This window comes from Solwaraspora sp. WMMD792 (assembly GCF_029626105.1).
Classification (GTDB): domain Bacteria; phylum Actinomycetota; class Actinomycetes; order Mycobacteriales; family Micromonosporaceae; genus Micromonospora_E.
On sequence record NZ_JARUBH010000009.1, the window covers coordinates 3,821,813 to 3,846,766 of the forward strand.

The 24,954-nt window shown below is 70.2% G+C and carries 24 protein-coding genes and 2 tRNA genes; 10 read left to right on the forward strand and 16 right to left on the reverse strand.

Annotation, left to right across the window (positions count from 1 at the left end; translation table 11 throughout):
• Positions 1-209: 209 nt before the first annotated feature.
• Positions 210-782 carry a hypothetical protein gene (locus tag O7629_RS18140; RefSeq protein WP_278170558.1) on the reverse strand — a complete coding sequence of 191 codons (573 nt, stop codon included), beginning with the start codon at positions 780-782 and terminating at the stop codon, positions 210-212.
• Complete coding sequence (locus O7629_RS18145; protein ID WP_278170559.1) at positions 779-2,605, reverse strand: RyR domain-containing protein; 1,827 nt, start codon at positions 2,603-2,605, stop codon at positions 779-781. The genes O7629_RS18140 and O7629_RS18145 overlap by 4 nt, the downstream gene beginning before the upstream one ends.
• Positions 2,606-2,721: 116 nt before the next feature.
• Here O7629_RS18145 and O7629_RS18150 point away from each other — a divergent pair.
• Positions 2,722-2,798 (forward strand) — tRNA-Ile (locus O7629_RS18150).
• Between the two features lie 182 nt (positions 2,799-2,980).
• Here O7629_RS18150 and O7629_RS18155 read toward each other — a convergent pair.
• A complete protein-coding gene (locus O7629_RS18155; protein ID WP_278170560.1) occupies positions 2,981-3,838 on the reverse strand; it encodes a helix-turn-helix transcriptional regulator in 858 nt (285 codons plus the stop codon).
• Between the two features lie 159 nt (positions 3,839-3,997).
• Between O7629_RS18155 and O7629_RS18160 the strand changes: the two genes are divergently transcribed.
• Positions 3,998-5,032, forward strand: a complete 1,035-nt coding sequence (locus tag O7629_RS18160; protein ID WP_278170561.1) for an aldehyde reductase — start codon at positions 3,998-4,000, stop codon at positions 5,030-5,032.
• A gap of 28 nt (positions 5,033-5,060) precedes the next feature.
• Here the strand turns inward: O7629_RS18160 and O7629_RS18165 are convergent, their stop codons facing one another.
• Positions 5,061-5,741 carry a TetR/AcrR family transcriptional regulator gene (locus O7629_RS18165; protein ID WP_278170562.1) on the reverse strand — a complete coding sequence of 227 codons (681 nt, stop codon included), beginning with the start codon at positions 5,739-5,741 and terminating at the stop codon, positions 5,061-5,063.
• A gap of 114 nt (positions 5,742-5,855) precedes the next feature.
• Between O7629_RS18165 and O7629_RS18170 the strand changes: the two genes are divergently transcribed.
• Together O7629_RS18170 and O7629_RS18175 are read left to right on the forward strand one after the other, a co-directional pair.
• Positions 5,856-6,590, forward strand: coding sequence for an NAD(P)-binding oxidoreductase (locus O7629_RS18170; protein WP_278170563.1), 735 nt, complete (start codon positions 5,856-5,858; stop codon positions 6,588-6,590).
• Between the two features lie 439 nt (positions 6,591-7,029).
• Positions 7,030-7,887 carry a dienelactone hydrolase family protein gene (locus O7629_RS18175; protein ID WP_278170564.1) on the forward strand — a complete coding sequence of 286 codons (858 nt, stop codon included), beginning with the start codon at positions 7,030-7,032 and terminating at the stop codon, positions 7,885-7,887.
• 51 nt (positions 7,888-7,938) lie between these two features.
• On the opposite strand, the gene O7629_RS18180 is transcribed toward O7629_RS18175, so the two are convergent.
• Positions 7,939-8,580, reverse strand: a complete 642-nt coding sequence (locus O7629_RS18180) for a QsdR family transcriptional regulator (RefSeq protein ID WP_278170565.1) — start codon at positions 8,578-8,580, stop codon at positions 7,939-7,941.
• A gap of 245 nt (positions 8,581-8,825) precedes the next feature.
• Between O7629_RS18180 and O7629_RS18185 the strand changes: the two genes are divergently transcribed.
• The gene (locus tag O7629_RS18185) at positions 8,826-9,731 is read left to right on the forward strand and encodes a bile acid:sodium symporter family protein (protein WP_278174578.1); all 906 of its coding nucleotides are present in this window, start codon (positions 8,826-8,828) and stop codon (positions 9,729-9,731) included.
• A 134-nt stretch (positions 9,732-9,865) separates the two neighbouring features.
• Here O7629_RS18185 and O7629_RS18190 read toward each other — a convergent pair whose 3' ends face one another.
• Positions 9,866-11,098 carry an FAD-dependent oxidoreductase gene (locus tag O7629_RS18190; protein ID WP_278170566.1) on the reverse strand — a complete coding sequence of 411 codons (1,233 nt, stop codon included), beginning with the start codon at positions 11,096-11,098 and terminating at the stop codon, positions 9,866-9,868.
• 9 nt (positions 11,099-11,107) lie between these two features.
• Positions 11,108-11,180: transfer RNA gene (locus O7629_RS18195), tRNA-Asn, on the reverse strand.
• Between the two features lie 346 nt (positions 11,181-11,526).
• On the opposite strand from O7629_RS18195, the gene O7629_RS18200 reads away from it, so the two are divergent.
• Entirely contained in the window at positions 11,527-11,889 is a 363-nt protein-coding gene (locus O7629_RS18200) for a hypothetical protein (RefSeq protein WP_278170567.1), read from the forward strand.
• Positions 11,890-12,010: 121 nt separating this feature from the next.
• Here O7629_RS18200 and O7629_RS18205 read toward each other — a convergent pair whose 3' ends face one another.
• The 4 genes from O7629_RS18205 to O7629_RS18220 form a co-directional block, all read right to left on the reverse strand.
• Entirely contained in the window at positions 12,011-13,021 is a 1,011-nt protein-coding gene (locus O7629_RS18205) for a sugar phosphate isomerase/epimerase family protein (RefSeq protein ID WP_278170568.1), read from the reverse strand.
• 339 nt (positions 13,022-13,360) lie between these two features.
• Entirely contained in the window at positions 13,361-14,266 is a 906-nt protein-coding gene (locus O7629_RS18210; RefSeq protein ID WP_278170569.1) for a sulfotransferase, read from the reverse strand.
• 4 nt (positions 14,267-14,270) lie between these two features.
• Positions 14,271-15,452 (reverse strand): sulfotransferase, encoded by a 1,182-nt coding sequence (locus tag O7629_RS18215; protein ID WP_278170570.1) that lies wholly within the window; start codon positions 15,450-15,452, stop codon positions 14,271-14,273.
• Entirely contained in the window at positions 15,449-16,699 is a 1,251-nt protein-coding gene (locus tag O7629_RS18220) for a glycosyltransferase (RefSeq protein ID WP_278170571.1), read from the reverse strand. Before O7629_RS18220 ends, O7629_RS18215 begins: the two co-directional genes overlap by 4 nt.
• 260 nt (positions 16,700-16,959) lie before the next feature.
• Between O7629_RS18220 and O7629_RS18225 the strand changes: the two genes are divergently transcribed.
• Genes O7629_RS18225 through O7629_RS18235 form a run of 3 tightly spaced genes read left to right on the forward strand, consistent with a single transcriptional unit; the run spans position 16,960 to position 20,241 of the window.
• Positions 16,960-17,949: a hypothetical protein gene (locus tag O7629_RS18225; protein WP_278170572.1), complete on the forward strand. Its 990-nt coding sequence runs from the start codon at positions 16,960-16,962 to the stop codon at positions 17,947-17,949.
• Positions 17,942-18,748: a sulfotransferase gene (locus tag O7629_RS18230; RefSeq protein ID WP_278170574.1), complete on the forward strand. Its 807-nt coding sequence runs from the start codon at positions 17,942-17,944 to the stop codon at positions 18,746-18,748. The genes O7629_RS18225 and O7629_RS18230 overlap by 8 nt, the downstream gene beginning before the upstream one ends.
• Positions 18,745-20,241 carry a hypothetical protein gene (locus tag O7629_RS18235; protein ID WP_278170576.1) on the forward strand — a complete coding sequence of 499 codons (1,497 nt, stop codon included), beginning with the start codon at positions 18,745-18,747 and terminating at the stop codon, positions 20,239-20,241. The genes O7629_RS18230 and O7629_RS18235 overlap by 4 nt, the downstream gene beginning before the upstream one ends.
• Here O7629_RS18235 and O7629_RS18240 read toward each other — a convergent pair whose 3' ends face one another.
• The 4 genes from O7629_RS18240 to O7629_RS18255 all read right to left on the reverse strand — a co-directional run bounded on the left by O7629_RS18240 (position 20,242) and on the right by O7629_RS18255 (position 23,621).
• Positions 20,242-21,189: a DUF559 domain-containing protein gene (locus O7629_RS18240; RefSeq protein WP_278170577.1), complete on the reverse strand. Its 948-nt coding sequence runs from the start codon at positions 21,187-21,189 to the stop codon at positions 20,242-20,244.
• A gap of 195 nt (positions 21,190-21,384) precedes the next feature.
• The gene (locus O7629_RS18245) at positions 21,385-22,212 is read right to left on the reverse strand and encodes an XRE family transcriptional regulator (RefSeq protein WP_278170578.1); all 828 of its coding nucleotides are present in this window, start codon (positions 22,210-22,212) and stop codon (positions 21,385-21,387) included.
• 144 nt (positions 22,213-22,356) lie between these two features.
• Positions 22,357-22,800 carry a nitroreductase family deazaflavin-dependent oxidoreductase gene (locus tag O7629_RS18250; RefSeq protein ID WP_278170579.1) on the reverse strand — a complete coding sequence of 148 codons (444 nt, stop codon included), beginning with the start codon at positions 22,798-22,800 and terminating at the stop codon, positions 22,357-22,359.
• Entirely contained in the window at positions 22,797-23,621 is an 825-nt protein-coding gene (locus tag O7629_RS18255) for an SDR family NAD(P)-dependent oxidoreductase (RefSeq protein ID WP_278170581.1), read from the reverse strand. Before O7629_RS18255 ends, O7629_RS18250 begins: the two co-directional genes overlap by 4 nt.
• A gap of 56 nt (positions 23,622-23,677) precedes the next feature.
• On the opposite strand from O7629_RS18255, the gene O7629_RS18260 reads away from it, so the two are divergent.
• Positions 23,678-24,268: a TetR/AcrR family transcriptional regulator gene (locus O7629_RS18260; protein WP_278170583.1), complete on the forward strand. Its 591-nt coding sequence runs from the start codon at positions 23,678-23,680 to the stop codon at positions 24,266-24,268.
• A 136-nt stretch (positions 24,269-24,404) separates the two neighbouring features.
• Here O7629_RS18260 and O7629_RS18265 read toward each other — a convergent pair whose 3' ends face one another.
• Positions 24,405-24,872: a hypothetical protein gene (locus tag O7629_RS18265; protein WP_278170585.1), complete on the reverse strand. Its 468-nt coding sequence runs from the start codon at positions 24,870-24,872 to the stop codon at positions 24,405-24,407.
• Positions 24,873-24,954: the final 82 nt, after the last annotated feature.

Below are 24,954 nucleotides of genomic sequence, written 5' to 3' on the forward strand. Positions count from 1 at the left end.
CCCTGCCCCGTCGGGCCCGCCCCCGGACGGCAGCAGGCCGATCGACCAACGGCACTGTCTGTAACCAGAATATGAAGCTGCGTCCACGATCTGAAGCGGTCCGATGCCAACGGCCGTACGCTGTTCGACGTACCGCTGGCGCTGTTCGACGTACCGCTGGCGACCGCCTCTGCCTGCCGGTCTACCGCCGGGTCGACGTACGCGGCGGTCTACCGCCGGGCCGCGCCCGGCGGCCAGATCACCCGCACCGTGATTCCCCGCCGGTTGGCCTCCGCGACCATCTCGGCGGTGCCACCGACGCCGCCCTCGGTCCCGTCCCAGACCGCGAAAAGAAGATCGCAGCGGTCGAGAACGAGCCGGCCCGCCTCGGCATAGGTCCGACTACCGGAAACCGTTCCGGCGTACGAGACCGATCGCGCGAGGGCGAGCAGATCGTCGAACGCCGGCCGTCGCACCGGTCGGATACACCTGGACCGGTAGTCCGGCGCGGGCAACACCACATCGAAGGTCGCGCCGGCAGCGACGATCTCCTCGGCGAACAACTGGTCGGCGCCTTCCGCGAGGCAGGTCAGCCCGTGGATCGGTCGGCACCCGGCCTGTCGGTGAACCTCACGCAACGCCGCTCGCAGTGCCAGCCGGACCAGCCGGTCGGACCCGGCGGCCAGCCCGATGTGACCGGAGACTCCGATCCGCAGTTCACGATGCCCCGACGCGGCGCCGGGTCCGGTGCCGCCGGCGGCGCCGGAGGTGTCAGCAGACCTGGTCGCTGTACCGCCCCTCACCGCCGATGCTCCCGGGTCGCTGACCACCGCGTGACCGGCTCCGGCGCGCCGGTACCGACCCGCACGATCTCCAGCCCGACATCGGCCAGCACACCGGGGATCTGCCGCATCTCGTCGCGGTTCTTCTCCTTGACCTGCTCCGGAAGCTCGCGCCAGGGACGCAGGTCCGGATGGGTACGGGCGGCTCTGTCCCGCCGCGGGCCGTGCACCCAGCCGGTCGACCTGCGTTCCCGGGACCACCGTTGGTGTTCCAGCACGGCGAGCCGTTCGATCTGCTCCCGGGTCAACCGCACCGCCACGTTCGTCCGGGTCCGTGGCGCCAACGCCAGCCCGAGGACCCGCAACTTCCGACCGATGTCGGCGGCCTGAGCACGGTTCGTCCGACGCAGATCCTCCGGTAGCGAGGCCCAGGGCAGCAACGCCGGATCGGCGACCGACCCGACCGCCCCGACCCGCGACGCCAGCAGGTACCGGTCGTGGATCGACCGGCCGAGCCGCTCGACCAGGTCGTCGCCGATCCGATCGGGGTCGCTGGCCGCGTCGACCGTCGGGTAGCAGCGCACCGTGCCGGAAATCGCGTCGAGCAGGCCCGAGTGGCCGTCGCCGTCGGCGAACGCGCCGGCCAGGCCGGCGAGCCGGGTGACCGGTACGGTGACCGATCCCGGCCCGCCCCGCCACAACGACGGTGTGGTCAACGCGATCTTCAACGCCTGCTCCTCGTCGTCGAGGCAGAGCAGGACCCGGTCGTGCGGGACGCGGAAGGCCGGGCCGGGCAGCAACGCGTCCGGCTCGCGCTCGTAGCACACGACGTCGCAGACGCCGCCGAGGAACGGGTACCGGTGCACCAGATCGTCGACCACCGACCGGGCGTCCGCAGCAATGAGATCGACACGGAGCCGGCCGGCGGTGTCCGGCTGGTGGATCCGCCAGTGCCGGGCCGCTTCGACCAGCACCGCGCGGCCGAACGACGACATCCCGATCACCAGCAGCCGACTGAGCCGTACGGTCGGCAACGGGTCCTGCCGGAACAACCAGCGGGCGGCGAGCTCGTCGACGTTGAAGAAGTCGAGCCGCAGATCGACGCCGGCCGAATGGCTCAACCGGCGGGCCTGCATCGCCAGACAGAGTTCCGGATCGTGGAGTTGGGCGTAGACCCGCATGCCGCCGTTGTGTTCGTCGCGCAGCATCCCGGCGGTGGTGGCGGCGAGGATGTTGTCCGTGCTGTCATCGGTGCAGGCGTACACCAGCGCGGCGCGTCCTACGCCGGCCGCCCGCAGCACTTCGGCGGCGGTGGGGTCCCCGGGTACGGAGTACCACCGACGACGGGACGGGACCGGCGTGCCCGACGGCAGGCCCACCACGACCACCTTCCTGCCGGCGGCGTGCAACCGGGCCGCGAGGTTGCGGGCCATGGCCGAGTCACCGCACACCACGACGTGCCCGCTGGCCCGCCGGGCACGCAACCGGTGCAGTTCACCGGTCAGCAGTACCCGGGCAGTCTCGACGAGAGCGAACACGGTCGCCGCCGGCGCGGTGAACCGGGCGACCTGCAACTGCCAGGGCAGGTCGGCCCGGTCCGCGAGCTGGTCTGCATCGAGGACGAAGAGCTGCAACGTGTAGTAGAGAACGTCGACCGGCGTGGTCGTGCCGCCGCGCTCGCCCACGAGCAGCTCGGCGTAACCGACGAATCCCAGGATCGCCGACACCCCCGCCAGCAGCACGAAAGTGATGCGGAGCAGGGTGATTGTCGTTCTGTTCCGGTCCTGGTCCAGGGAAGCCTCCCACCGTCCGGTCTGACGGTCGATGTAACGAGTATCACCCATAGACGCCAGTCGGCTACCCAACGCTTGACCATCACATTTCATGGTGAAGTAGGAAAATTCGCCTTGGTGCCACGGGTCCGTCACCGCGCACACCGACCGGATAAGATTCCTTCGCCGGGGCGGTAGCTCAGCCGGTCAGAGCAGGGGACTCATAATCCCTCGGTCGCGGGTTCGAGCCCCGCCCGCCCCACCAGGTGCAGCGTTTCGCGAACCGGATCCAATTCTCAGGGGTTGCCGCCGGTTGTCGTCGTGGTGGCATCCGCGCCCACGGGGAGCTGCGCGCCCGGCGACAGCACCACGGCGACGAACAGGACGACGGCCGGGTACCGGAGAGAGGTATGAAGGCGCTCGGGGCGCCGATCCTTGTTCTCGGAGCTATCGGTGACTCGTCGGGGCGGCTGGATTTGGCACCGGTGTGACGGCCACCGAGCCGAGCAGGGCTAGCTTGTCTGCGTCGGCGCTGCCGGGTTGAGGGTGGTAGACGACCAGAACCATGCCGTCAGTGCCACTGATGTGCAGTTTCTCGCGGTTGAGGCGGATCTCGCCGAGCTGCGGATGCAGCAGGGGCACCACCGCGCCTTCGCGGGGCCGGACGTCGTGGCGGGCCCACAATTGGCGAAAGAGCGGGCTGACGAGGGCAAGCTCACCGACAAGCTCGATGAAGCGCGGGTCGTCGGTGTCGGTGCCGACCGCCCCGCGGAACGACGCGACGAGGGCGGTGGCGGCTGCCTCCCAATCGGGCCACATGGCCTGCTCCTCCGTGTCGAGAAGCACGTCACGCAGCCGGTTGGCGCCAGCGACCAGGCGCGGTGACAGGGCGGTCGCCGACGGATTGGCGGCAAGAACATCCAAGTAACGGCCTTCGATGAAGGCGGGAAAGGGCAACATCGCCAAGAATTGAGCCGTACGCGCTGGAACGATCTCCTTGCGCGGACGGCGCACCCGGCGGCGCGGCTTGTCGGCGGCGAGGCTCAGCAGGTACTGCCTGGCGTGGTCGTCGAGGTGCAGAACCCGGGCGATTGACTCCAGTACCTGGCTTGACGGGCTCCGGTCACGGCCGCGTTCCAGCCGCAGGTAGTAGTCGGCGCTGATTCCGGCAAGTATCGCCACCTCCTCACGGCGCAGGCCGGGTACCCGCCGGACACCCACCACGGGGATGCCCACCTGTTCGGGGGTGACCAGCTCCCGGCGGGCCCGCAGGAAGCCGCCGAGCGGATTCGATTCGTCGCTCACCGGCCCCACGGTAAACGTGATCGCGCCCGGCTGAGGGGTCTTGCTGGGCCCCTGGCTGACCGGGGCCATGGCTGGCTGCGCACGGTCGTCGGATCGTGGTGTCACGGCACCGGGGACGTCAGGCGCCGGGCCGAATCCACCCACCACGGGAGTGCTTTCATGTCTGCGCAGCGAGTTCTGGTCACCGGAGGCTCCGGCTTCATCGCCGGCCACGTCATTCTTCATCTGCTCCAGCAGGGTTTTCGGGTACGCGCCACGGTCCGGTCACTGCAGCGCGAGACTGCCGTTCGCGGCGCGTTGGCGGACGCCGGGATGGTCAACGGCGACGCATTGAGCTTCGCCGCCGCGGACCTGCTGGAGGACGAGGGGTGGGCACAGGCTGCGACCGGCTGCGACTACGTGCTGCACGTGGCGTCGCCGGTGCACACCGGCAACTCCGGGGACGAGAACGCGGTGATCCTCCCGGCCAGGGAGGGCACTCTGCGAGTGCTCCGCGCCGCCCGGGACGCCGGCGTCCGGCGAGTCGTGCTGACCTCCGCGTTCCATGCGATCAGCTGGGGTCACCCGCACCGCGACCAGGCGTTCACCGAGAACGACTGGACCGTGCTGGACGGGCCCGGCGTTGACGCGTACGCGAAGAGCAAGACCCTCGCCGAGCGTGACGCGTGGGATTTCGCGTCCGCCGAGGACTCCGGCATGGAACTGGTGACCCTGTGTCCGGTCGCCGTGGTCGGCCCGGTGATGGGCAAGGAGATCTCCGGCGCCAACCACATCGTGCAGCGCAGCCTGGACGGCAGCATGCGGGGTTACCCGCACCTGTACATCCCGTTCGTCGACGTGCGCGACGTCGCCGCCGCCCACGTGCTGGCCATGACCACGCCCGGTGCCGCCGGTCAGCGGTTCCTGCTCTCCGGCGGCCCGGCGATCGCGATGAAGCAGGTCGGCGCCCTGCTGAAGGCCAACCTCGGCGACGCGGCCAAGCGGGTGCCCACCCGGACCATCCCCAATCCCGTCGTGCGGGTGGCGGCCCTGTTCAGCAAGGAGTTCCGGCCCATCGTCCCGGACCTCGGCTACGCCAAGAAGGTTTCCAACGAGAAGGCTCGCCGCGTGCTGGGGTTCCAGCCGCGCCAGACCGACGAGGCGATCCTCGCCGCCGCAACCACGATGCTCGACAAGGGCCTGGTCAACAAGTAAGGGGTGCCGACAGTGACCCGCCTACGGGTCACCGCCAGCTTTCCCGGCTCCGCTGCAGACCGTCGAGGATCAGGTCGAGTCCGACGTCGAACTCGGCCGCGTAGGAGTAGCCGGGTGCCAGCGCCCGATGAACGATCATCTCGGCGAGATGCGGCAACTCGTCACGGGGCAGTTGCTCCAGGATCGCGCCCGCCACCTCGGTGACCTCGGCGGACGAGGTGAACGGCAGGCTGAGTTCCTGCAGGGTGAACCCGTAGACGTAGCTGTCCAGCATGGAGAGCGCGTGCGCCGCGCCGGCGACGGAGAATCCACCTGCACGCAGGCAGCCCAGCACCGCGTCGTGGTGGCGCAGGGTCGCCGGGCCGGGGTTGGTCCGGGAGTCCATCAAACCGATGGCCCACGGGTGCCGGATCAGCGCCGCCCGCATCGAAGCCGCCCGGTCCCGCATCGCGGCACACCAGTCGACCCCGTCCGCCGGTAGGTCGATCTCACCGAACACGACATCGACCATTCCGTCGAGGATCAGGTCCTTGTTGCGGAAGTGGTGGTAGAGCGACATCGCCTCGACGCCGAGCCGCTGCGCGAGCCGGCGCATGCTCGGCACCCCCGAACCGGCCTCGTCGGCCAGCGCGACCGCTTCGCGCAGCACCAGGTCCCTGGTGAGCGCGGTGCGCCGGTTCCCGGGCGTACCGGCTGGCTCTGTGACCACGTGATCCTCCTGCCGTCATCCGCTCGGACCGCTTGACAACCTTACACCGCAAGGCTGTACCTTACGGCGTAAGCCAATCGTGGTGCGGGGAATTCGAGAGACAGGAGCGGGACCATGGAACCGATCGGGACCGACGGAGTCGGCCAGCCAGGTGCGGGCCGGCGGATCTGCGTCGTCGGCGCGTCCGGGAAGCTCGGGCGGTACATGGTGCGGCACGCGCTGGAGCGCGGGTACGAGGTCGTCGCCGTGTGCCGCGAGAAGAGCGTGCCCAAACTGTCCGAATTCGACGGACGGATCACCGTGGTCGCAGGTCCGACCAACTCCCGTACGGTCATCGCCCAGGCGGTGCGCGGTTGCGACGCCGTGCTCACGGTGCTGGTGCCGTGGGGGGTGCAAAGTTACGCTTCGGGCACCGCGCAGGCGGTGCTCGACTACGCCGAGCCCGGTGCCCGGCTGATCTTCTCCTGTGGTTGGCACATCACCCGCGACGGCCGGGACGTCTACCCCCGGGGGTTCAAGCTCTACACGACGGTCTTCGGCTGGCTGGCAAAGCTGCTGCGGGTGGTAGACGTCGACGACCAGGTGCAGGCCTGCCAACGGGTCTTCGCCAGCGGCACCGACTGGACCGTCGTACGCGGCAGCGACCTCGAGGAGGGCGACAGCCAGGGCCTGCCGGTGTGGAGCCGACACGTGGGTGACCCGGTGCTGGCCAGCAACCTGACCCGGCGCATCGACTACGCCCGGTTCATGGTCGAGGCCGTGGACGACGACACCCTCATCCGGGAGGCCCCGGCCATCGTCGGTCGGCTGACCCCGTCCGCCCTCGCCCATGCCGGTCGGCCGCAGTGACAGGCGCGGCCCAGCCGGTGCGCCGATGTACCGGCTCGCCGGCCCGGTGTCCGAGGTCGGACAGGCTGCGACGGCGGTCTCAGGATCCCTGTCCTACCTGGTCAGCGGCGTGGTGGTCGGGATAGCGTCCGGATTGCCCGGCGGGGACGCCCGCAGGTATCCATCGTCACCGACGGTCGTCGCGACCACCCCTCGGTCCGGCGACGCGTACCGGACGGCGCCCCGGTGACCGCGCGGTGACTCCCGTACGCCAGTGGGAGGACAGATGCATCCGTCGTTTCCTGAGTCCGAAGACCCGGCGCCGGCAGCCCGGCATTCCGCAGCTCCGCTCAGCCGTGATTGCGCACATCCGCCCGCCCGGCGCTCCACGCACCGGACCGCGCACCGGATTGCGCACCGGACCGCGCGGCCGGATCGCAGCCGGCGTCGAATTCGAGGTGTGCTCGCCGCGGCGACGGCCGCGCTGCTGGCGGTCGCCGGGCTCACGTTGATCCCGAACGCGAGCGCCGCCGAGAACCCGTTCGAACGGGGTCCGGCACCGAGCGCGTCCAGTCTCGCCGCTGCCCGGGGCCCGTTCGCGACGTCCCAGGTGACGGTGTCGTCGCGCGATGCCAGTGGGTTCGGCGGCGGCACGATCTACTTCCCGACCAGTGGCGACGACGGCACCTTCGGTGCAGTGGCGGTCGCCCCCGGCTTCACCGCGTCCCGGTCGAGCATGGCCTGGCTGGGACCCCGGCTGGCATCACAGGGGTTCATTGTATTCAATATCGACACCATTACCCGCTCCGACCAGCCGGCGAGCCGCGGCCGGCAACTTCTCGCCGCGCTGGACTTCCTGGTAGAGCGCAGCCCGATTCGGGACCGGGTGGACCCGGACCGGCTCGCGGTGATGGGTCACTCGATGGGCGGTGGCGGTGCGCTCGAGGCGGCCGAGTCGCGCCCGACCTTGCGGGCCGCGATTCCGCTCACCCCGTGGAATCTCAACAAGAACTGGTCGCGGGTGCAGGTTCCAACGATGGTGATCGGCGCCGAACGAGACACGATCGCCTCGGTACGATTTCATTCCGAGCCATTCTTCGACAGCCTTCCCTCCGATTTGGACAAGGCATATCTGGAGCTCAACAACGCCAGCCATTTCGCACCGAACATTCCGAACGCTACCATCTCGTCGTTCAGCGTGGCATGGCTGAAGCGCTTCGTCGACGACGACACCCGCTACGAGCAGTTTCTCTGCCCACCGCCCCGACCCGACGGAGAGATCTCCGAATATCAGGACACCTGCGCCCGCGTGTCCTGATCACGCGGTGAGCCCGGCCGGCGCGGACCGCCGGCCGGGCTCACCGTGGGCTCACCGCGCCCCGCAGAGCAGGGACCGCAGCGCCTGTTCGGTCAGGTCGAGGTCCGGCTGCCGGCCGGCGAGCAACTCCGCGTAGATGGCGGACTCGACGATCCGGATGTAGAGGTACGCCAGCGCCTCCGGTGCGGCGTGGATGGCCGTATCCGGGCCGAGCACGTCGACAAAGATGTCCGCCTGGGCACGGATGAACCGCCGGTGCACCCAGCCCGGCTCGGCGAACAGGACCCGGGCCGCCGTCTCGGGTTCGTCGGCGAGGAACTGCCGGAACGGCGCGGACCGGCGCACCGCGGCGGCGTAGCGCATGGTCACCTCGATCACGCCGTCCACCCCGGTCCGTCGACGTGCGCCACGCGCTTCGGCCAGTTGACGGCTGCCGAGCCACCACAGGACTTCACCGAGCAGCCGGTCCCGACTGCCGGTGACCCGGTAGAGCGTCGCCCGGCTGACCGCCAATGCGTCGGCGAGCCCGCCCATGTCGATGGTGCCGTGGCTGAGGAAGTACCGGCCGCCACCGCGTACCACCGTCTCCTCGCTTACCACCCGACGGGGTACCGGACTTCGGGCGACCGGTATCTGTGCGGTCTTGCCGTTGCCGTGTCGCGTGCTGCTGGCCGGGCGGACCCGGTAGGCCATTGACCCCATACTCTGGGCACGTTCCGTGATCGCCAATGGTTCAAGGCATCGCCGTGATCGATCCGGCCAGCGGATACTCCGCCAACAGTTGGTGACTCACCGCAATCTGCCCGACTCGGCGGACGGGTGGAACCGCGCCGCTCAGGATGGCGGCCGCCATAGATCAAGCAACCAGGAAGAAGCAGCCGACCGGTCGGCAATGTAAAGATCCATGCACTTCATTCCAATCGGAAGGCAGGCTTGCCATGAGCAACGATACGGTGGTCCTCCTATTTCCCATCGCCGTGGCGATCATCATGCTCGGACTCGGGCTCACCCTGACAATGGAGGACTTCCGCCGGGTCCTGCGATACCCGCGGGCCATGGTGGTCTGCCTGGTCAGCCAGATGCTGGTGCTGCCAGCGCTCTGCCTCGGTCTGGTCTTCGTGCTCGGTCTGCGCCCCGAACTGGCGGTCGGCATGATGCTGCTCGCCGCCTCACCGGGCGGCAGTACGGCGAGCCTTTACAGCCACCTGTTCAAAGGTGACCTGGCGCTGAACATCTCGCTCACCGCAGTCAACTCGGTGCTGGCGCTGTTCACCCTGCCGGTGATCGTCAACCTGTCCGTCGCCGGGTTCATGGGGTCGGACAGCTCGATCGGGCTCCAGTTCGACAAGGTGATTCAGGTGTTCGCCCTCGTGCTGATCCCGATCTCCATCGGCATGGCGGTCCGGCGGCGGTTCACCAGCCTCGCGATCCGGTTGGAGCGCGCGGTCAAGGTGCTGTCCGTCCTCGTGCTGCTGATGATGATCGCCAGCGTGATCGCTGGTCTCGGCGAAGAGGTGTTCGACGTCCTTGGGGAGATCATCCTCGCCGTCGTGCTGTTCAACCTGCTCAGCATGACGATCGGCTACTTCGGCCCCCGGCTGTTCCGGGTCGGCGAACGCGAGTCGATCGCCTCCGCCTTCGAGATCGGCCTGCACAACGCCAGCCTGTCGATCACCATCGCGATGACCCCGACGCTGCTCGGCAACACGGAGATGGCGATGCCCTCGGTGACGTACGGATTCGTCATGTTCTTCACCGCCGCTGTCTTCGGCTTCATCGTCGCCCGGCGGGTCCCGGCGGCAAGCGCGACCGCCGAGCGGGCGGCGCCGTCCAGCCGGGTCTGACCCCCGCTGACCCCTGATGTGACCCAGGGCCCGAAGGTCGGCGCCGACACCGCAGCGACAGCCCGGTGCCGGCGCCGACCTCTGGTCAGGAACCGGCAGCCATCGTCTGGTCCGGAATCGGCACCGGCCTCTGGTCAGGACCGACGACGCAGCACCGCGCCCGCGACCCGCCAGCCGCTGGCGAGTGCACCCTGGATAGACGGGCTGTCGCGATGGTCGCCGGCGACGAAGATGCCACTGCTGACCTGCGCCGGTGCGCGCAGCGTGCCACGCGGCGGCACCGCCGCCGGCAGCGCGCCGACGACCGCCACCGTCCGCAGGTGACACCAACCGGTGGTCGAGGTCTGGTACAGCCGTGCCAACTCGGCCCGGACGACCGTCTCTGGCGGTGTCTCTCGGCCGACAACGGAGGTGGCGATCAGGTGCTGACCGGGCGGTGCGTAGTCCGGTGCCGCCTGACTGACCACGACGGTGTTCGCGACCGGCCCGCTGCGGTGCCCGTCGAGCAGCAGGATCGGCTCGGCCACCGGCGGCTGCTCGGCGGCATGATAATAGGTAGTCAACTGGCGCATCCGTACCGGCGCGACCGACGGGATCAGCCGGGCGGCCGCCGGTGGATCGGTCGCCACGACGATCCACCGGCAGCGCAGGTCGGTGTCCCGGGTGCGCACCAGGCCAGGCTCGATCGCCGTCACGTCGGTCGCCAGCCGGATCCGATCGGGTGGCAACGGCCCGGCGAGGGCACGGGGCAGGTCGGCCATTCCGGCAGCCGGTACCCCGATCCGACCCCGGGCGAAGGATCGCAGAATCATCGCGACGACATGATTCGACGTTTCCAGGTCGGGGTCGGCGAGCACTCCGGACAGGAATGGTCGCAGCAGTTCGTCGATGATCCGGGTGGAGAGTCCAGCTCGCCGCAACTCGTCCACAGCGCTCGTCTCCGCTCGGGTGAGCAGCCGGGCGGGGCTGGTCAGGGCGTACCGCATCAGCAGCCGACCGAGTCGGAGCCGGTCCGGCAGGGTGCCGACGCCGGCGAGCAGCGTCGCCGGCGCGGCGAACGGCATCCGTAACGGGTGCACCAGCCGTACCGTGTCATCGGCCCGCCGGACCAGCACAGCCGGAGTGAAGAAGCGCAGGTCGAGGCGGTCCAAGTCGATCAGATCGGCCAGCCGCGGGTAGGCGGTGTTGAGCACCTGGAAGCCACGGTCGAGCCGGAAGCCGTCGACGACATCGGTGGCTACCCGGCCGCCGATCCGATCGGCCCGGTCGATGAGTAGGTGATCGACGCCGGCTGCGGAGAGTCGGCGGGCTGCCGCCAGCCCAGCGAGCCCGGCACCGACGATGACAACTTCCGCCGCGACGGCCATCCGTGGAAGCTCCCCCGTTTGGACTCGAACCAAAAACCTGCCGGTTAACAGCCGGCTGCTCTGCCAATTGAGCTACGGGGGACCGCTGCGTAGCCGGCACCGGATCTCTCCGACCGCCTGGCGACGGGACAAGAGTACAGGACGCCACCGCCGGATGGGCGACCGGGTTCGCCGCCCCGGACCGGCCGGGTCCGCCGCCCCGGACCGGCCGGGTCCACGGCACGGCCCGGCCGGCCGAGCTCCGATAAGAAGCCTATCGAAACGGACAAAAGACCGAGTTGTCTGCGCTGACGCGTGAGAAGGGAGCAGGATGGGTAGACAGCACCGGACAGATGACGAAGGCACGACCGGGTCACTCATCGGCCAGCCGGCACCGAACCGGACCGCCGGCCGACGGGTACACCGGGTCAGGTACGGAAGGAGCCGCCATGCGCGGAAAACTTTGGTTCATCGGCGGGGTGGCCGTGGGTTTCGTCCTGGGCGCCCGCGCCGGCCGGGAGAAGTACGACGAGCTGGTACTCAACGCACGCAAGGTGATGGACCACCCGACGGTGCAGGAGGCCGCCGGGGTGGCGCAGGCTCAGGCCAACCGGATCTACGCGGAGGGCCGGGAGCGGCTCAGCCACACCCGGCTGGGCGAACGCCTCAACGGCCACGACCACCTCACCACCCCCGACAGCAGTCTCGCCGACGCCGGGATGGGCACGGCCTCCTCGCCCGGGTCCACCGGTGCGACGACGGCCGGGAGCAAGCCAGGCAAGGGCACCGGGCCCGGCGGCAGCGCCAGCTGACGCCGGCACGCACCGTCGGGAACGCGGCGTACGCGTGGGCCGGTCACCCCCCGTTGACGGGGGGTGACCGGCCCACGGTCGTCCAGGTGTGTTCGCCGCCGCTGGTCCGGCGGCGGCCAGGTCAGTCCCGGCTGCTGGAGAACGCCGCGTCGAACGCCGCCGTCGGGGCGTCGAACGCCTGCTGACGGACGAACCGCAACGCCTCGGGGGCGCCGACCAACCGGTCCATTCCGGCGTCCTCCCACTCGACGGAGATCGGTCCGTCGTAACCGATTGCGTTGAGTGCCCGGAAACAGTCCTCCCACGGCACGTCGCCGTGCCCGGTGGAGACGAAGTCCCAGCCCCGCCGCAGATCCGCCCAGGGCAGGTGGGAGGCGAGCCGGCCACGCCGACCGTCGCCGGTACGGACCTTCGCGTCCTTGCAGTCGACGTGATAGATCCGGTCGGCGAATTCGAGGATGAAGTTGACCGGGTCCAGTTCCTGCCAGACGAAGTGCGACGGGTCCCAGTTGAGGCCGAACGCCGGGCGGTTGCCGATCGCCTCCAGGGTGCGGCGGGTCGTCCAGTAGTCGTAGGCGATCTCGCTTGGGTGCACCTCGTGGGCGAACCTGACGCCGACCTCGTCGAACACGTCGAGGATCGGGTTGAACCGGTCGGCGAAGTCCTGGTAGCCGCGTTCAATCATCTCCGGCGGCACCGGTGGGAACATGGCCAGGGTGTGCCAGATCGACGAGCCGGTGAAGCCGATGACGGTGTTGACGCCGAGCTTCGCGGCGGCCCGGGCGGTGTCCTTGATCTCCTCGGCGGCGCGCTGACGGACGCCTTCGGGTTCCCCGTCGCCCCAGATCCGGGCGGGCAGGATCCCCTGGTGCCGCTCGTCGATCGGATGGTCGCAGACCGCCTGGCCGACCAGGTGGTTGGAGATCGCGTACACCTTGAGGTTGTACTTGGCCAAGGTCTGTAGCTTGCGTTCGACGTAGTCGTCCTCGGCCAGCGCCCGGTCCACCTCGAAGTGATCGCCCCAGCAGGCGATCTCCAGGCCGTCGTAGCCCCACTCCGAGGTCAGCCGACACACTTCCTCGAACGGCAGGTCGGCCCACTGGCCGGTGAAGAGCGTGATGGGTCGCGCCATGGTCCTTCTCCCGTTGTCGTCACTGGGATTCCAGCCCGCGCCGCAGGTGCGGCGCCTGGTTGGACCGGCGCGAGGTGACGGCCCGATGAGCTACCGGCGTGGAACTGTACGGTCGTGGTACACCGACCGGTGGTGCAGGCAGCGAACACCGGCCGGCTGGTCACGACGGCACCCGGCACGGTCACCGTGCCGGCGCGGCGCTTCCCGACCGGGCGGGTTGCGCCTCCCGCCCGGACACCGGCCCGGGTACGGGCCTGCCCGCACCACTCTAGGCCGGTTGCCGGCCTGCGCGATAGAGGCAGCCGAGGTACGACGCCAGCGGAGTACGAGCCTGGCTGGTCAGTAACCCCACTCGGCGAGCGGCTTCTCCAGCACCCGGTCAACCGCAGCCAACTGCTCCGGGCTGAGTTCCCGGTGGTACGCCGCCCCGCGACCGCTGTGGAACTCGTACCGGCGGAAGCCACGCTCGAACGCGGGCGACCAGTCGAGGCCGAGAAAGTCCAGCATCCGGGCTACTTCGTCGCGCGGTGCGACCAGCAGGTCCTCGTACCGTACGTCCAGCCATTGGCCGGCCGGGTGGCTGGCCCGAGCCTCGGCGAACGCGGCCATCAGCATCTTCCAGCCGAGCGCGGCCAGCACCGGAAACGACCGGTCGGCTTCTTCCCACTCGGCCCGCAGGTCGGCTGGCAGCGGGCCGAGGAACCAGTTGTCCGGGCCACGCCAGCCGTCCCACCAGCCCATCTGCAGCCACGAGTTGGCCACCGCCCGTCCGTCGCGGACCACGTTGACCACCCGCAGTTCCGGGTACGCGGCATGCAGCCAACCGGTGCGGGGCCAGCCAGTGACGTGTTGCAGCAGCACCTGGCAGCCCTGCCGCTCGACCCGGCGGTCGAAGAAGGCGCGCAGCCGCTGGCCCACGTACGGGGTGAGGTCGTCGGCCCGCAGATCCCGGCACGGCCTGGAGTAGCCGGCCATCACCTGCCGGTCGATCAGCCGGTACGCCTCGGACGGCGCCACCCGCAGCCGGCCGCGTTCCAGCAGGCGACGGCTGTGCCCGAGCGAGGTCATGCCGGCCGGCCGGGGCGTCGAGCGGCGGTAAAGCCGGCCGTTGCGGCGACCGGCCAGGTTGAGCCGGGGCAGCTTGTCGTCCAGCCCGGACACGAAACCGACGGCCGGGTGCCGGGCCAGGATCTCCTGGACGAGGGTCGATCCGCACCGTCCGGTGCCCACGACGACGGACAGCATCGGGTCAGCCTTCCTTGCTCGGTGTCGTGGCGGGGACCGGCCCGCCCGGTACCCCGGCCGGCCCGCCCTGGACCGGCCCGCCCTGGGTCCTGGCCGGGGGCACAGCCGGGGCCGGGGGCGCTGCGGGTCGCCGTACCGGGTAGCCGAAGCGGCGCAGCAGCGGCAGCGTCACCGCGGTGACCACCGCGAACGACCGGCCGGGCAACGCCCGGACCCATTCGGCGTCGTCGCTGACCGGGACCGCTCCGGTACGGTGCCGCGCCGGGTTGCCCGCCACCGAATGGGTGGGGGCCAGAGTGACCCGGCCTTCGGCGTCCACCGGCAACCCGGCCGGATCCAGCCCGGCGAACAGCGCGATCCGGCGCAGCTGACCGGCCGGGTCGGCAACTACGTCCTCGTAGCGGATCCGCAGGTAGCGGTCGGGTCCGGCGGCTTCGAAGAACCGCGCGGTGGCGGCGTTCCACACCCGCCACAGCAGCGCCGCCTTCCACACCGGCGGGCGGCTCATCAGCTTGCGGTCCGCCGCGCCGTCCAGTCCACGCCGACGGCGCCAGGAGAAGGCGGTGCCGCGCGGGTCCCGGACCAGGTGCAGCACCCGCAGGTCGATGCCGGGCAGGTCACGCAGCAACGCACCGTACGGTGGCAGCTTCGACGAGTCGACCACCACCACCGGTCCGTCGCCGCCGCGGCTCACCTGGCGGGCGACCGCCGGATAGACCGCTGCGATCGCGGCATCGTCGGCGTGGTGCGGCACGGCCCGCCGTCCGGCGCCGGCCCGGCGCAGCATGGCTGGCAGGTCCCGCATCCGCAGCCTGGTCCGCAGTCGTCGGGCGATGCCGGCGGCAACCGAGCCGGCGGCAAATGCCGGGTCGGCGGCAGCCGGGTCGGCGGCGGCAAATGCCGGACCAGCAGCAGTTGCCAGCTCGGCGGTGACCGCCCGCCAGACCGGACACGCGTTGAACGGCGCGCCGCAGCCGCAGGGACGGTTGTCGACCATCCCGCGCTGCCAGAGGTAGCGCAGCTCGCCGGCGGCGAAACAGCCGTCCAGCTGCCCCAGGACGGTGGTGATCAGGGTGCTGCCGCTGCGACCACTGCCGGCCAGGTAGAGCACCCGGACCGGAGGACTCGACGGGCCGGACGTGCCAGCGGCAGAGGGCGTACCGGCAGCAGAGGGCGTACCGGTCATCGTCGGGTTCCGGCCGGGGCGGTCAACGCCGCGGCCAAATAGGCGTCGCGGAGCCGGTTCAGGTGCAGGTCGGGCGTGAAGTCACGGTCGATCTTGTCCCGGGCGGCCCGGCCCATCGCGTACGCCCGGTCCGGGTCGGCGACCAGCCTGCCCAGCGCGTCGCCGAGAGCCGCCGGGTCGTCGGCCGGGACGGTCTCGCCATCGACGCCGGGACTGATCAGCTCCGGCAGCCCACCAAGGTCGGTGCCGACCACCGGCACGCCGCAGGCGAACGCCTCGAGCACCGCCATCGGCTGGTTCTCGTGCCAACGGGACGGCACCGTGACCGCCGCCGAGGACCTGATCAGGTCGTGTAGCCGGGACTTGTCCAGCCGGCCGTGGAACCGCACCCGACCGGGTGCCACCCGGTCGGCGAGGGCCCGGACCGCAGGCAGCGCGGGGCCGTCGCCGGCCACGTGGACGGGCACCTGCCGGGGCAGCCGGGCGACCGCCTCGACCAGCGTGTCCACTCCCTTCTCGGCGGAGATCCGGCCGGCGAAGACCACTCCCCCGCCCGGCGAGTCCTTCACCGCCACGGCAGCCGTGTCCACGAAGTGGTTGATCACCCGTAGCCGGTCCGGGTAGACGCCGGCCCGGCGCATCACGTCGGCGAGGAACCGGCTGGGGCTGACGAACACCCCGACCGAACCATAGGCCTGTGACTTTCTGTGTATCCACGACTCCACAGCGAGTAGCGTACTGGCGGATGCCGATCCGTCCTTGCACCTGCGCCGCGCGGCGTGTAGCGGACCTCCATCGACGCACGCCTCACAGACCTTGCCCCGGTCCAGCAGCTGGTAGCTGGGGCAGGCGAGCTTGTAGTCGTGCATGGTCAGCACGCACGGCACCCCGACGTCGCGGGCGGCGGCGAGCACCGACGGAGACAGCTGGTGGTAGATGTTGTGCAGGTGGATGACGTCCGGCCCAAAGTCTTCGATCACCCGGGTCAGGCCGCGGCGGCTCGCCGGCGACCAGATCATCCGACCAGCGACGGCCAGCCGGGGGCGCAGTCCGCGCGGTGCCGGTTCCAGCTCGACGTGCGGCGGGAAGTGCCGGGCGTACGGCAGCGGCCCGTCGTTGTCCGGGTGGGTCATCCCGAAGTACGCAACCTCGTCCCCGGCGGCGCGCTGCAGATCGGCGAGGTCGATCAGATACCCCTCAGCGCCACCCCGACGGTACAAAAACTTGTTCACATGGAGGACACGCATCAGTCCGGCCCGCTCGCTCGATACCGGGGTGTGGCCACCCGGTTATGGTGGCGCAGGGCTCCCGCCCTGGCTGCTGCCTCACGCTATGCACCCACGCCGGGTTAGTCCAGTACCGAATCGCCAACTAGCTGATCGGATGATCTTGTGTGGCTGACCAGCCTGCGTTCTGGCGTTTCGCCCCGATCCGTGGGTAGCCTGACCGCGGCCCGACCTCGCCCCAGCCTGGCCACAGCGGCTGGTGACGTGCCCGAGGAGGACCGGTGAACGACGACGAGCCTTCCACCCTGGCCTGGACCGCGCGGCGAATCGCCCGGCACGCCCGGTGGATCCGCACCGAAGGACTCCGCCGCCTCGTCGAGGAGGACCGGCTCAACCCGGTCGACCGGGCCACCACGGCGTGGACCAAGCTGCGCTGGCGACACCAGCACGGCGTACCCCGTGGTCAGGCCACCCCGGTCTACCTGGTCGGCCTGCAGCGGTCCGGCACCAACATGCTGGTCCGCGGGCTGGAGAACGCCGGCGAGTTCGAGGTCCGCAACGAAAGCGACCGACGGGTCTTCCATCGTTTTCAACTCCGCGACGACGCGGTGCTGACCACTGTGGTGAACCGGAGCCGACACGCGTACGTCCTGGTCAAACCGCTGTGTGAGAGCCACCGGGTGGACGAGTTGCTCGCCCTGCCCGGGATGGCGCCGGGGCGGGCGGTCTGGGCGTGGCGCGACGTCGACGACCGGGCCCGCTCCGAGGTGGCCAAGTTCGGCGACGCCAACCTGCGGGCACTCGCCGCCATCGCCGACGGCACCATCGGCCGCCGCTGGCAGGGCCAGCGCCTCGACGCGGACACCTACGAGCTGATCCACGGCTTCGACTACCGACGGATGGACCGGCACACCGCCGCCGCTCTTTTCTGGTACGTCCGGAACACCCTCTACTTCCGCCTCGGCCTGGACCGCCGCGACGACGTGCTGCTCAGCTCGTACGACGCGTTGATCGCCGATCCGGCCGGGCAGATCAGCCGGCTGTGCGACTTCCTCGGGATCGCCTACCGCCCCGACCTGTCCGCGCACATCGCCCCTCGCACCCCCGCCCGCCAGCCGCTGCCGATCGACCCGGCGGTCCGTACGCTCTGCGACGAACTCACCACCCGACTGACCGCCAGCGGCCGCCCACACTCCCCCACCACCCCACCTCAACAAGCCGACACCGACCGGCGTACCCCGGTGAGCGTGGAAAGGACCGACCATGGCTGAAGCCCCCGCGCCGGCCGCCGCCGAAGTGGCGCAGTCGCCGACGGCGCCCATCTTCCTGGTGGGCTGCCAGCGCTCCGGCACCACCTTCCTGCGGCTGGTGCTCGACTCGCACTCCCGGATCTCCTGCGGTCCGGAGACCCGGTTCCTGCCGGACCTGCGACGCATCGTCGGCTCCGACTGGGAGCGGCTGGCCCGCTTCGGCTTCACCCGGGAGGACTGGCTGCGCCGCATCGCCGACTTCTTCGGCGGCGTGCACGCCGACTACGCCGCCGGTCGGGGCAAGGCCCGGTGGGCAGACAAGACCCCGCTGTACGCGATCTCGCTCGACTTCGTCACCGAGGTTTTCCCGGACGCGCAGATCGTGCACGTGATCCGGGACGGCCGCGACGTGGTGGTCTCGCACCGCAAGCGGTTCGGGTACTGGTCGGCGGTGAAATGCGTGGTCAAGTGGCCGCGCTACATTCGTACCGCCCGCGCGATGGGCGCCACCCTGCCAGCTGACCGCTACCACGAGCTGCGCTACGAGGACGCGGTACGTGAGCCGGAGAAGTCGATGCGCGCGCTGTTCGAGTTCCTCGGCGAACCGTGGGAGGAAGGCGTGCTCGACTACGTCGACAAGCCGCATGACGTGGCCGGAAAGTACACCAGTGAGGCGGACCGACGCCGCGCCTCCGCCGGCACCGACTCGGCCATCTACCGGTCCCGCGTCGGCAGCTACCGCCGGGAGCTGGATCCGTTCCTGCGGTTGCTCGTCGCGGTCTTCTCCGGTCGGATGCTGCGCGAGCTGGGCTACCGATGAACGCCGCGACCCGGCCGGACACTGCGACCCGGCCGAACACCGCGGCCCGCCGCTGCGTGGCGGCGGTCCTCGGCGGGCTGTTGCTGCTGGCCGGCTGCACCAGCGCCGACGAGGACACCACCCCGCCACCGGTGCCGCCAACCGGCGCGCCGCTGCCGAGCCTGCCGCCGTACCCCGAGGACACCCACCCGTTCGGCGCGCACTGGGACTGGAACCGGTACGACGAGTTCCTGCCGTACCTGCGCAAACTGTCCGGGTCCGCCACCTACCACGAGATCAGCTGGTGCAGCATCGAGCCGACCCAGGGGCAACAGGACTGGTCGGCCCTGGACCAGATCGCCCAGCGCAGCCGGGAACTCGGCATCGTGCTGAACATCAAGATCCGGACCGAGATGTGCTGGGCCACCGGTGGCACCCCGGAACACGTCCGCGGCCAGGCCAACAAGACCGAGTCGACGATGCCGCTGGACATGGCCGCCTACCGGCAGTTCGTCGGTGACGTGGTGCGCCGCTACACGCCCTACGGCGTCCGCCAGTATGCGATCGAGAACGAGGTCAACGCCCCGCAGTACTGGCGCGGCACCCCCGAGGAGTACATCGAGCTGGCCACCGCCGCCGCTGAGGCGGTGCACGCCGCGAACCCGGACGCGGTGGTCGTCGACTCCGGCATCAGCAGTGTCGCGTACGGCTTCGGGGTGGTCGACCGGCTGGTCCAAGCCGGCCGCAACGACGAGGCGATCGCCGCCTACAACGCGTACTTCCAGCGGCGGATCGGCACCCGGGGCCGCAAGATCCCCGAGGTGGACACGATCGAGACGCTGCGGACCGCGCTCGACAACGAGACCAACGTACGCAACGTCGCCTTCCTGGCCGCGACCGAGCAGCTGATCGACGACGGGGTGGTGCAGCTACGTCAGGTGCACTACTACGAGCACTTCGACGGCGTACCGGCGCTGCTGGACTACCTGGCGGCACAGACCCCGGTCGACGTGCCGATCGAGGCGTGGGAGGTCGGGCAGTTCTGGCGCGACGGTGACGGTGACGACGTCAGCCGGGCCGAGGAGGTCGTCAAGGTCTCCACCATGCTGCTGGCCGGCGGTGTCCGGCAGGTGATGTGGCTGCCGCTGGGCTACAACCCGAACAACCGGGCCGGCAGCGAGGTTCGCTACGGCCTGCTCGACCCGGACGGTACGGAACGTGAGGCCGGCCGGATGTTCGAGAGCCTGGCGGTGGCGGCCCGTGGCGCGACCGTCACTCCGGTCCGCCGGGACGGACTGATCGGCGTCGCGTTCCAGCAGGGCGGGGAGAGCACCCTGGTCGTCTGGTCCGGCGAGGTCAACGACGCGGTACGGGTGTCCGCGGTGCCGAGCCTGCACGCCGGGCCGGCCGGCGCCTCGCCGACCAAGACAGCGGCCGAGGTGACCGTCACCGATCGGCCGGTGCTGTTGCACGCCACCGGCACCCCGGAGTCGATCCTCGCCGAGGTCGACTGATCAGCCGTACCCCCGGCGGTGGAGGATGGTCAGGATCTCGCGGCGGACCTGCCGCGGCTCGGTCACCAGCCGGCGGTGTGCGAACCGCACAACCTGGATGCCGACGGTGGCCAGCAGCGCGTCACGCCGCAGATCGATCTCACGCTGGGCAGGGCTGCCGTGCGAGGCGGCTCCGTCGAGCTCGAAGTCGATCCGTTCCCGCTCGGCGTACACGTCCAGGTAGATGGTGCGTCCACCGACCCGGACCGGATATTGCCGCTGGAAGTCGGGCATGCCAGCGCCGACGAAGACCTGATCGTGGCCCCAGATCTCCAACTGGCTGCGGCAGCCGGCGGCGAGCTTCGCCAGCAGCGTCCGCAACGCGGCCCGGTCGGTGAGCCGCGGCAGCTCATCGAGAGTTGCCCAGATCCGGTCCGCATTCGTCCACCTGTCATTGACAGCCCGGATCAGCGGAGCCGGCCGGTCGGCGGCCGACAGCAGCGGCCAGGACTCGACAAGACTCCGTTCCAGCCGCGTCACCGGCGCCTCGTCGCGTACCACCACCTGCGGCGGACCGACGGCGAACGCCGGTCGGTGGTGCACGGTCAGGCCGGCCTGGCTGCGAATTCCCACGCCGACCGGCACCGTCAGGTGCAGTGCCTCGTCAGTGGGTTGCTGGCGCAGCCCCCAGAGACCGAGTGCGGTGGTGTGGCTGAACGCGACCCGACCGTCGGCGTGGGCCAGCACCGCACGCCGACGCAGCTGCGGTGCGAGCGACTGGATCGACGACACTCCGCCACGGTTGTCGTCGATCAACTCGGTGGTGACGTAGACGCCCGGCAGAACGCGCCGCAGTCGACCGGCGCGTACCGCGTCGTCCAGCACCCAGCGCGGCACCATCTGAAGGGCCTGGCGACGGGTCACCACACCGCCGCTGCGCCGGCACAGCTCCTCGATCACCTCGTTCATGCTCGGCTACGCTGCCGCGACCTCGGCCGCTGGACGGCCCAGCTGCGGTCGCACTGTGGACAGCTTCCTGACTGTGGACAGGCTGCTGTCTGCCTCGGTAATGCGCTATCGACGTGTGATCACTTGACGGTCTGCTGGGCGCCCGTCGGCGTGTCGGCCGAATTTTCATCATCTGATCATGAGGGCAGCCACTGATCATGAGGTGGCGGGCTGCTGCTCCGGATCGGGCCGGCGGTCGTAGGCGGCCAGGGTCGCCTTGTTCGTGCTGGCATCCTGGAACACCAGCTCCCACGGGCCGGTGTTGACGTCCATCTCCTTGCCGAACCCGATCCACTTTCCGGTCAGCCGGCGCCCGGTGGGCTCGGCCAGCAGTTGGATCGCGCCGAGGTAACGGGCGCCCCGGTAGTAGCCCTGCGGCGCGGTCTGCTCGACCCAGGTTCCGGTGACCACGTTGCCGTCGACGGTCAGGTCCATGGTGAGCGGCGCGTCGGAGGAACCGGGCAGACTGCGTACGGTGAGCCGGTCACCGTGCTGCAGCAGCACGACGTAGTGCCGACCGGTGAACGTGGCACCACGACCCGAGCTGTAGTACTCGTACCTGGACAGCCACACCCCGGAGTAGTTGCCGGTCGGCGCGGTCCGCAGGGCAGGGCCACCGCGCGGCACCGGAGTGGACGCCTGCCCGGTCGCCGGCACCTGAGCACCCCGCGCTTCGTCACCGCCCTCGCCACTCCGGCCGCCGGCTCCATCCTCGCTGGCGTCGGCGCTGCGAGCATGCGGGACCGCCACGGTGAAGCCGAGCGAGCTGATCGGCAGGCCGGTGACCGACTCCAGGGCGCGCGCGTACGCCGGACGGGGCGAAATGATCGCCCCGGCCTCCCAGCGTTGCACGAGGCGCTTGTTCGCATCGTTGGGCATTCCGGCGCGATCCCCTGCCTGCCGCAGTGCGCGGGCGAAGTCGTCCTGACTCATCAGCAGGCCCATCCGCACGGCCTGCAACGTCGCGTTCGGAGTGGTCGTCATGCCAGCGATCGTTGCCCTCGTGTCGCCGGAATGTCGCCCTGCAGACAGCCGAACTGGACAGTGGATCAGGCAGTTCGGCTGTCTACGTGCTCCGCCCCCGTGGCTGATGCGACAGGCGTGGGGCCTCGCCAGCGAGTGAGCGGGTCAGCCGCGCGACTGGAGGAGGAAAACCGGGTGGCAGTCCGCTTCGGCGAGGAACCCGGACGGACCGTCGCCGGGGGTGGCGTCGAAGGCCTGCCGGACGAACGGGATGAACCCGAACGCGCGGCGGTAGCGATACAGAACGTCCAGCTTGGTTTCGCCGTCGACCTCGACGATGCCGACAGTGCGGAACCGGTGTCCGCGACCGAGTTCGGCGCGGCCGTTGGCGCGGATGTTGCGCACCCACTGTGTGACACCGAACGGTGAGACGAGCCAGTCGAGGTCGGCGTGCCGCAGCGTGACGACCGGCACGGTACGCGGCAGGCCGCTGCGCCGGCCCTGGGTACGCAGCAGGGTCAGCGGCCCCATCGGCACCCCCCAGCTGAGCAACCGGTACGGGATACGGCTGACCCGCTCCACCCCGGCGGGCAGGGCAGCGGCGTTCACGACGGGGCCACCGTGGTGGTGGCTTCCCGTTCGGCGAGGCGGCGGGCGGCCTGGCCGAGCATCCGGCCGTTGAGGCGGATCGACCGGGTCCGGGGCAGCAGCCGGGTCATGATCCGCATCGACCGACCCGGGATGTGGGTGGGCCGACCGCGCAGGAACGCGGCCACGCTCTCGCGTACGGCGGTCTGGACCGGCTGGGGTCGGATCGGCATCGCCGCACGGTCGATGCCGTAGGCGTCGATGATCGGGGTGTCGACGTTGCCCGGCAACAGCACGGTGACGTCGACGCCGCCGGCGGCGAGCTCGTGGTGCAGGGCCTCGCCGAGGTTGAGCACGTAGGCCTTGGCCGCGCTCTCGTGGGCCATGTTCGGCAGCCCGTGCACCGCGCCCAGTGCCGACACGAGGATGATGCCGCCCCGGCCACGGGTGACGAACCGCCGCCCGAAGGCGTGGGCCAGATCCAGGTGCGTGGTGGCGTTGATGGTGAACCGGCGGTGCAGGTCGGCGAGGTCCTGGTCGAGGAGCGGGCCGGGGCGGCCGGTGCCGGCGTTGGAGACCAGCAGGCCGACGTCGAGATCCGCGGTCGCGTCGACGAGCTCGGCGGCGGCCTCGGTCCTGCCGAAGTCGACGGTGACCACCCGGCAACTGATGCCGTGGGCACGGGTCAGCGCGGTGGCGAGGGTTTCGAGCCGGTCGGTGGATCGGGCCGCCAGGACAAGGTGCAGCCCGGCAGCGGCGAGGTACTCGGCGAACGCCTCACCGATGCCGGACGAGGCACCGGTGATCAGCGCCCACGGACCGTAGGATCTGATTTCAACCATGATTTAGACTGTAATCTGGATTCTGGTCCAGGGCAAGCCGGATAGGCTGTATCGACGTGAAGACCCCTCCGGCTGACCTCGCGCGACGCCTGCTCGACGTCAGCGAGCAGGTGCTCCACGGCGACCCTGCGCCCCGTCTGGAAGACATCGCCGGCATGGTCGGGGCATCGCGAGCGACGTTGTACTACTACTTCGCCGGCCGTGACGACCTGCTCACGTACCTCCTGACCGCGCACGCCCACGACGGAGCCCAGGCGGTGCAGGCCTCGATAGACCCCACCGACCCACCCGAGCGGCGACTACGGGCGATGGTGACGGCTCTCGCCACCTACTTGTCGCAGCACCCCGGGATCTGCGCCGGCCTGCTCAGCGCCCTCGGTTCCACCGGCCGGATGACCGACGTCATGGCCGCCAACGACAGATGGATCGCCGGCCCGCTCCGGGAACTCCTCGCCGAAACAAAGACCGACACCGACGGCGCAGTCACCGTCGCAGACATCGCCAACGCCATCCTCGGCGCGTTGCTGCTCGCCGTGCTCGGCCGGTCCGTCGCCGGAGCCGACCCCACCGACGCCCGGTTCCGCGACCAACTCACCGACCAGGTACTGCACGGCGTACTCACCCGTGCACCAGCCAACGGATCCTGAGCCATGACCTTGCCGCCGGATCATGATCACTTGATGCTCTGCTGGGGGCCGGTCGGCGTGTCGGCCGAATTTTCGTCATGTGATCATGACGCGGCGGGATGTGATCATGAGGCGGTGGGCGGCTGCTCCGAGGCCGCTACGGGCAGGACACCGCCCTGGCGGTGATGTCCGAGTAGACGGTGGACTTCCGGTGGAGGTCCCACCTGACGCACACGGTCACCTCGCCCTCCGCATAGAACCAGCCGCCGCCGGACGACACGTCCTCGGTGAACATTGCCTCCACCCGACCATGGTCGCCGTGCACGTCGACCAGGTAGACCCGGCCGGTGAGCCCGAGTTCCGTCCGTTCCCGGCCCTCGACGGTGGCGACGATCCGGATGACGTGCCCGGCCGGTGGGTCGTCCGCCGGCAACAGGCTCACCTCCCGGCTGAGCCGCTGCGCCCGATCGGCGAACACCCGCGCCCCCGATTGCTGCAGCGGATCCTTGCGGAACTCCAGCACGGCGGCCGTCAGACACAGGGTGCAGGAAATCGCCACTACCCCGCAGAACACGAGCAGCAGGGAGGCAGCGGCACCCAGCGGCTTACGGGGTCGAGACGGCAACGGACAACCGCCATTCTGGCCGGAGACACCCAGTGTCTCAGCCGACGGCAAGCCCCGGCCGGCATCAGCGGAGCCGCGACCG